We start from the raw sequence: 6752 nt of genomic DNA on the forward strand, positions 1-6752 counted from the left end.
GGCAGCGGGCGGCGGGCAGCGGGCGGCGGTTCAGCGCACCGGCGGGCGGTCCCAGCCGGGCGGCAGCGTCGGCACGGTCCAGTCCGGGTCGGGTACGAGGTCACACCAGGTGCCGTCGAACGGGAACTCGCCGGCCTCGGCCAGCTTGATCACCCGCTCCCCCTCGGCCCGCACCGCCGAGGGATCCGGCACCCAGTAGTGCTCCGGAACGGCGAGCCGCTCGGCGAACTCGCCCTCGTCCTTCCACTCCCAGCTGTGGTCGGGCCGGACCACGACGTCGAGGTCCTGGTCCACCACGTCGACGCCGGCCAGCTCGCCGTCGTCCCAGCGGACACCGTGCTCCTCCAGGTTGACGTACCAGCTGGCGAACCGGTCGTCCGCGTCGCGGAAGAACCAGACCGAGTGGTTCGCCCCGGTCGGCAGGAACTTCAGCAGCGGCGGACCGTCCCAGGTCGCGACGTGCAGCCGGTACGCCGAGGTCACCCACTCGGTGAACGGCATGGCCCGCATGCCGCGGCCATCCTCGGTGACCTCACTGGCCACCGGTGTCCGCCGGGCGATCCAGAGCAGCAGGCCACGGTCGTCGTCGCTGACCACCCGGGCCGGGCGGACCCAGCCGATCCGCCCGCGCCGGACGTTGCGGTGCAGGACGACGCGACCCCGTGGAAAGCGCATCCGGGCGGTCAGTAGGAGCGGGCCAGGACGGCGGTCAGCTCCGGCTCGTCCTCCGAGTCCGGGACCGAGCCGTCGGCCCGGCGCAGGCAGCGCACCGTGACGGCCTGGGCGTTCGCCTTCGCCTCGCCCTCGACCCCGACCGCCGACCACGGCACCAGCGCCCAGCCCGCGCCGGCCGCCTCGATCGCCTCGTCCAGGGTGTCCACCGATGCGGTACGCGACTCGCGCAGCGCCAGCGCCTCGTCGTGCAGCGTCCGCTGGTCGGCCTCCAGCGCGGCGAGCACCGCCGACACCACGTCCGCCACCGGCACCGGGGTCTTCGAACCGCCGGTCCGGCGCACCAGCACCGCGTTACCGGCGGCAAGGTCGCGGGGACCGACCTCGACGCGTACCGGATAGCCCTTCAGCTCGGCGTCGACGGCCCGGCGGCCGAACGGGGTGTCGACCCGGTCGTCGAAGCCGACCCGGATCCCGGCGTCACGCAGCGCGTCGCGGAGCTTGGTGGCGGCCTCGGTCACCCCGTCGCCGGACTTGACCACCATCACGTACGCCTGGATCGGCGCGAGCCGGGGCGGCACCCGCAGTCCGTTGTCGTCACCGTGCGCCATGATCAGGCCGCCGAGCATCCGGGTGGAACTGCCCCAGGAGGTGGTCCAGGCGTGCTCGACGGCGCGCTCGGCCGAGGTGTACGTGATGTCGAAGGCGCGGGCGAAGTTCTGCCCCAACTCGTGCGAGGTGCCCATCTGCAGCGCCTTGCCGTCGCCCATCATCCCCTCGAGGGTGTACGTGTGGGTGGCACCGGCGAACCGCTCCCGGGCGGTCTTCAGGCCGACCAGCACCGGGATGCCGAGCACGTTGACCATGAAGTCCTCGTACACCTCGTGCAGGATCTTCCGGGCGTACGCCCGCGCGTCGGCCTCGTCGGCGTGCGCGGTGTGCCCCTCCTGCCACAGGAACTCGGTGGTCCGGAGGAAGACCCGGGGCCGCAGTTCCCAGCGCACCACGTTGGCCCACTGGTTGAGCAGCAGCGGCAGGTCCCGGTAGGAGTCGACCCACTTGGCCATGAACTCGCCGATCACCGTCTCACTGGTCGGCCGGACCACGATCGGTTCGGCGAGCTGCTTGCCGCCACCGTGGGTGACCACCGCCAGTTCGGGAGAGAACCCCTCCACGTGCTGCGCCTCCCGGCGCAGGTAGCTCTCCGGGATGAACAGCGGGAAGTACGCGTTCTCCGCGCCGGCCACCTTGATCCGGCCGTCCATCTCGGCCTGCATCCGTTCCCAGATGGCGTAGCCGGTCGGTCGGATGACCATGGTCCCCCGGACCGGCCCGTTGTCGGCGAGCTGCGCCTTGGCGATCAGGTCCTGGTACCAGCGGGGGAAATCCTCCGCACGGGGAGTGAGCACGCGTGCCATGAGGGCACATCCTAGGCGCCGATGCTGGCGCGGGACCGTGCGGGGCGGCCGGGGTCAGCGGACCACCCGGCCGCGCAGCACGATCCGGTCCGGTGCCTGGACCACCCGCAGGTCGGTCCGGGGGTCGGCGGCGTACACGACGAGGTCGGCGAGGCCGCCCTCGACCAGTCCGGGAAGGCCGAGCCAGTCCCGGGCCCGCCAGGAGGCCGCCGCCAGGACGTCCAGCCGGGACATCCCGGCCCGCTCGTGCAGCAGCAGCATCTCCCGGGCGGCCAGGCCGTGGTCGATACCGCCGCCCGCGTCGGTACCGACGTAGATCGGCACCCCGGCCTCGTACGCGGCCCGGACCACCGCCGGAAAGCCGTCGCGCAGCGCGAGCATGTGCTCGGCGTACCCGGGGAACCTGTCCCGGGCCCGGTCGGCGATCTCGCCGAAGGTGTCAATGTTGATCATTGTGGGCACCAGTGCCGTGCCGCGCCTCGCCATCTCGTCAACGAGGTCGACGCTCAGCCCGGTGCCGTGCTCCACCGAGTCCACCCCGGCCCGGACCATGATCTCGACCGCCGACTCGGAGAAGGTGTGCACGGCGGCCCGGACCCCGGCCGCGTGCGCGGCGTCCACCGCGGCGGCCATGGTGACCGGGTCCCAGGCCGGTGCGAGGTCGCCGACCCCCCGGTCGATCCAGTCACCGACCAGCTTGACCCAGCCGTTGCCCGCCCGGGCCTGCTCGGCCACCATCGCCGGTACGGCGTCCGCCTCCACCTCGACCCCGATGTCCCGCAGATACCGCCGGGGCGGCGCGATGTGCCGCCCGGCGCGGACCAGCCGGGGCAGTTCGGGCTCGTCCGCCAGTTCGGGATACGGGTACGGCGAGCCGGCGTCCCGGATCGCCAGTACTCCGGCGTCCCGGTCGATGGTGGCCAGCTCGCGGGCCTGGTCGAGCGACTCGATCGGCACCGCCCCCCGGGCGATCCCGATGTGGCAGTGTGCGTCCACCAGGCCGGGCAGCACGAAGCCTCCGTCGGCGACCGTGACCGCCCCGGCGACCGGTTCGTAGGTGACCCGGTCGCCGACCAACCACAGGTCGCGGACCTCGTCGTCCGGCAGCAGGACTCCTCGCACGTGCAGCGCCATGCGCACATTCCTACCGGATCATGGCTCCCGAAGCACGGCACCGGGCTCGTTCCGCGCGCTACGCCTCGCCGGGTTCCGGCGGTCACGCCTCACGCGGTCGGCTACTCACGCCTCGCGCCGTCGGCGGTTCAGGCCTCACGCCGTCGGCCGCTCACACCTCACGCCGTCGGCGGTTCAGGCCTCACGCCGTCGGCCGCTCACACCTCAGGCCGTCGGCGGTTCAGGCCTCACGCCGTCGACCGCTCACACCTCACGCCGTCGGCGGTTCAGGCCTCGCCGCGCCCGCGCAGGCCGGCCCAGCGGGCGGTGAGCGCCGGCAGGTCGACGGTCACCTTCCAGGGCCGCTCGGTGGTGAAGACGTCATCGGTGTGGACGGCCGGTTCGTACTCGCCGGCAGGCCCGAGCACCATCTCGGTGAGCGTCATGCGCTCGTGCAGCGGGTCGATGACCCAGTAGGTCGGCACGCCCGCATGAGCGTAGACACGGGCCTTGTCGTACATGTCGCGGAAGGTGGAGTCGGGCGAGATGACCTCGACGGCGAGGATGGCGTCCTCGACCGGGACGGGGCTGCGCGCGACGTGGTCGGGCCGCAGCGCCACCACGTCGGGCCGGGGCTCGTTGCGCCGGTTCACCCTCATCGAGAGGTCGATGCTCACCACATACTCGGGTGGGCAGTTGGCCTCCAACGCGAGGAGGACACGAACACAGAGGTCCTGGTGCAGGTGTGTGGGGGACGGCACGATCAACCTTCCGTTGATCAGTTCGTACGGAAGGTCCCTCGGCAACTCGCCGAGGTCGTCGACCGTCCACTCCTGCCGCTCCGGCAGCATCGGCGCCGCGGTCATGACCACTCCTTCCCCGGATTGCCGTCACCCTACGCAGTCAGGTTATCGCTGTCCGTCCCACGCACCCGGAGACGGACACCGTGTCCGTCGTCGCCGTCACTTCTCGTTTGGGCGCTTGGTGAGCTTGTTGAAGTCCAGCTTCGGCAGCTTGAACCCCGGTGGCAGGCCCTGGCCACCCGGCAGCGCCGACGGGTCCATCCCCGGCGGAAGCTGCGGCATGCCGGCCGGAAAACCGCCGGCCGGGCCGCCGCCGGCCCGGGGCCGACCGCCGCCCTTGGTCCCCTTGCGCTTGTTCTTCGGCGACTTGGTCGCCTTCCGCCGGCCGCCCGGCAGGCCCATCATGCCGCCCATCTGCTTCATCATCTTCTGCGCCTCGGTGAAGCGGTTGAGCAGCTGGTTGACGTCCATCACGGTCACCCCGGAGCCGGTGGCGATCCGGGCGCGCCGGGATCCGTTGATGATCTTCGGGTTGGTCCGCTCGCCCGGCGTCATCGAGCGGATGATCGCGGTGACCTTGTCGAAGTGACTGTCGTCGACCTCGGCCAACTGGTCCTTCATCTGCCCCATCCCGGGCATCATCGCCAGCACGTTGGCGATCGGACCCATCCGGCGGACCGCGATCAACTGGTCGAGGAAGTCCTCCAGGGTGAACTGCTCGCCGCCCATGAGCTTGGCGGTCATCTTTTCTTTCTGATCGGCGTCGAAGGCCTGCTCCGCCTGCTCGATCAGGGTCAACACGTCGCCCATGCCCAGGATCCGGCTGGCCATCCGGTCCGGGTGGAAGACGTCGAAGTCCGTCAGCTTCTCACCGGTGGACGCGAAGAGGATCGGCTGGCCGGTGACCTGGCGTACCGAGAGCGCGGCACCACCCCGGGCGTCGCCGTCGAGCTTGGACAGCACCACGCCGGTGATGCCGACGCCGTCCCGGAACGCCTCGGCGGTCCGTACCGCGTCCTGTCCGACCATCGCGTCGATGACGAAGATGACCTCGTCGGGGTCGACCGCGTCCCGGATGGCGGCGGCCTGCGCCATCATCTCGGCGTCGATGCCGAGCCGGCCGGCGGTGTCGACGATGACGATGTCCCGGGCGGCGCGGCGGGCGTGCTCGATCGACGCCTTGGCGACCTGGACCGGGTCACCGACACCGTTTCCGGGCTCCGGCGCGAAGACTTCCACCCCGGCCCGGCCGCCGAGCACCTGCAACTGGCCGACCGCGTTCGGACGCTGGAGGTCGGCGGCGACCAGGAGGGGCTGGTGACCCTGGCCCTTGAGCCAACCGGCCAGCTTTCCGGCCAGGGTCGTCTTACCGGAGCCCTGGAGGCCGGCGAGCATGATCACGGTGGGCGGCTGCTTGGCGAACTGCAACCGGCGGCCCTCGCCGCCGAGCACACCGACGAGTTCCTCGTGAACGATCTTGATGACCTGCTGGGCCGGGTTCAGCGCCTGCGACACCTCGGCGCCGCGCGCCCGCTCCTTGATACTGCCGATGAAACCCTTGACCACGGGCAGGGCGACATCGGCCTCCAGCAGCGCCAGCCGGATCTCCCGGGCGGTGGCGTCGATGTCGGCGTCGGTGAGCCGGCCCTTGCCACGCAGCTTCGTGAAGATCCCGGACAGGCGGTCACTCAAAGTATCAAACACGGCGCAGCATCCCGTTTGTCGTATTCACCCGAGCATGACGTGGCCGAACCACGGGTGCCCGGCCATGGCAAGGGTAGCCGCCCGCTCCATCCGGCGCCTCCGCGCCGCCGAGCCCGGGACCAAGTCGAGACGGCCGTACCGCTCCGCGCACCGCCGGCACACCGGTCGGCTCACAGCTCGACCAGGCCGGACTGGTAGGCGAAGACCACCAACTGGGCGCGGTCCCGGGCAGCCAACTTGATCATGGCTCGGCTGACATGGGTACGGGCGGTGGCCGGGCTGACCAGCAACTGGGCGGCGATCTCGGCATTGCTGAGTCCCTCGCCGACCAGACCGACGATCTGCCGCTCCCGCTCGGTCAGGGTGTCCAGTTGTGGATGCGGCCGGAGCACCCGGGACGGCCGGGTGGCGAACTCCCGGACCACCCGTCGGGTCACCGACGGAGACAACAGCGCCTCACCCCCGGCCACCAACCGGACCGCCCGGAGCAGCTCGACCGGCCGGGTGTCCTTGGTCAGAAAACCGCTGGCACCGTGCCGCAGCGCGTCGAAGACGTACTCGTCCAACTCGAACGTGGTCAGCACGACGACCCGGGTACCGGTCAGCTCCGGATCGGCGACGATCCGTCGGGTCGCCTCGATACCGTCGATCCCCGGCATCCGGACGTCCATCAGCACCACGTCGGGACGCTCGCGCCGGGCCAGCTCGACCGTGCCCAGCCCGTCCGCCGCCTCCCCGACCACCCGCAGGTCCGGCTCGCTCTCCAGCAGGGCCCGCAGGCCGAGCCGGACCAGGTCCTGGTCGTCCGCGATCAGCACCCTGATGGTCGGCGACGGCCCGGTCCCGTCTCCGGTCGTCGGGCCCCGCCCCGCCGGCCCCGCCCCGGCGCCGTCCCCGGTCATCCTCGGGGCTCCGCGGGCAGTCGGACGAAGACCCGGAACCCGCCACCGGGACGCGGTCCGACCTCCAGGGCGCCGCCGAGGGCGCCGACCCGTTCCCGCATCCCGGTCAGCCCGTGGCCCGCGCCCGGACCCGCCACCCC

At 71.7% G+C, this 6752-nt stretch carries 6 protein-coding genes; all 6 read right to left on the reverse strand.

The window, feature by feature from the left end; translation table 11 throughout:
• Positions 1–30: 30 nt before the first annotated feature.
• Positions 31–675, reverse strand: a complete 645-nt coding sequence (locus I0C86_RS39185) for a DUF402 domain-containing protein (protein WP_196206370.1) — start codon at positions 673–675, stop codon at positions 31–33.
• A gap of 8 nt (positions 676–683) precedes the next feature.
• Positions 684–2090, reverse strand: a complete 1407-nt coding sequence (gene proS / locus I0C86_RS39190; RefSeq protein WP_196206371.1) for a proline--tRNA ligase — start codon at positions 2088–2090, stop codon at positions 684–686.
• Between the two features lie 54 nt (positions 2091–2144).
• The gene (locus tag I0C86_RS39195) at positions 2145–3224 is read right to left on the reverse strand and encodes an amidohydrolase family protein (RefSeq protein WP_196206372.1); all 1080 of its coding nucleotides are present in this window, start codon (positions 3222–3224) and stop codon (positions 2145–2147) included.
• Between the two features lie 266 nt (positions 3225–3490).
• Entirely contained in the window at positions 3491–4069 is a 579-nt protein-coding gene (locus I0C86_RS39200; protein ID WP_196206373.1) for a Uma2 family endonuclease, read from the reverse strand.
• Between the two features lie 96 nt (positions 4070–4165).
• Entirely contained in the window at positions 4166–5710 is a 1545-nt protein-coding gene (ffh, locus tag I0C86_RS39205) for a signal recognition particle protein (protein ID WP_196206374.1), read from the reverse strand.
• Between the two features lie 170 nt (positions 5711–5880).
• On the reverse strand, positions 5881–6612 hold the full coding sequence (locus tag I0C86_RS39210; protein WP_196206375.1) for a response regulator transcription factor: 732 nt from the start codon (positions 6610–6612) through the stop codon (positions 5881–5883).
• Positions 6613–6752 lie beyond the last annotated feature (140 nt).

This window comes from Plantactinospora alkalitolerans (assembly GCF_015690345.1).
GTDB lineage: Bacteria > Actinomycetota > Actinomycetes > Mycobacteriales > Micromonosporaceae > Plantactinospora > Plantactinospora alkalitolerans.

Coding starts and splice junctions, on each gene's coding strand:
- proS (WP_196206371.1), bottom strand. CDS start 2,090: ATGGCACGCGTGCTCACTCCCCGTGCGGAGGATTTCCCCCGCTGGTAC.
- I0C86_RS39195 (WP_196206372.1), bottom strand. CDS start 3,224: ATGGCGCTGCACGTGCGAGGAGTCCTGCTGCCGGACGACGAGGTCCGC.
- I0C86_RS39185 (WP_196206370.1), bottom strand. CDS start 675: ATGCGCTTTCCACGGGGTCGCGTCGTCCTGCACCGCAACGTCCGGCGC.
- I0C86_RS39200 (WP_196206373.1), bottom strand. CDS start 4,069: ATGACCGCGGCGCCGATGCTGCCGGAGCGGCAGGAGTGGACGGTCGAC.
- I0C86_RS39210 (WP_196206375.1), bottom strand. CDS start 6,612: ATGACCGGGGACGGCGCCGGGGCGGGGCCGGCGGGGCGGGGCCCGACG.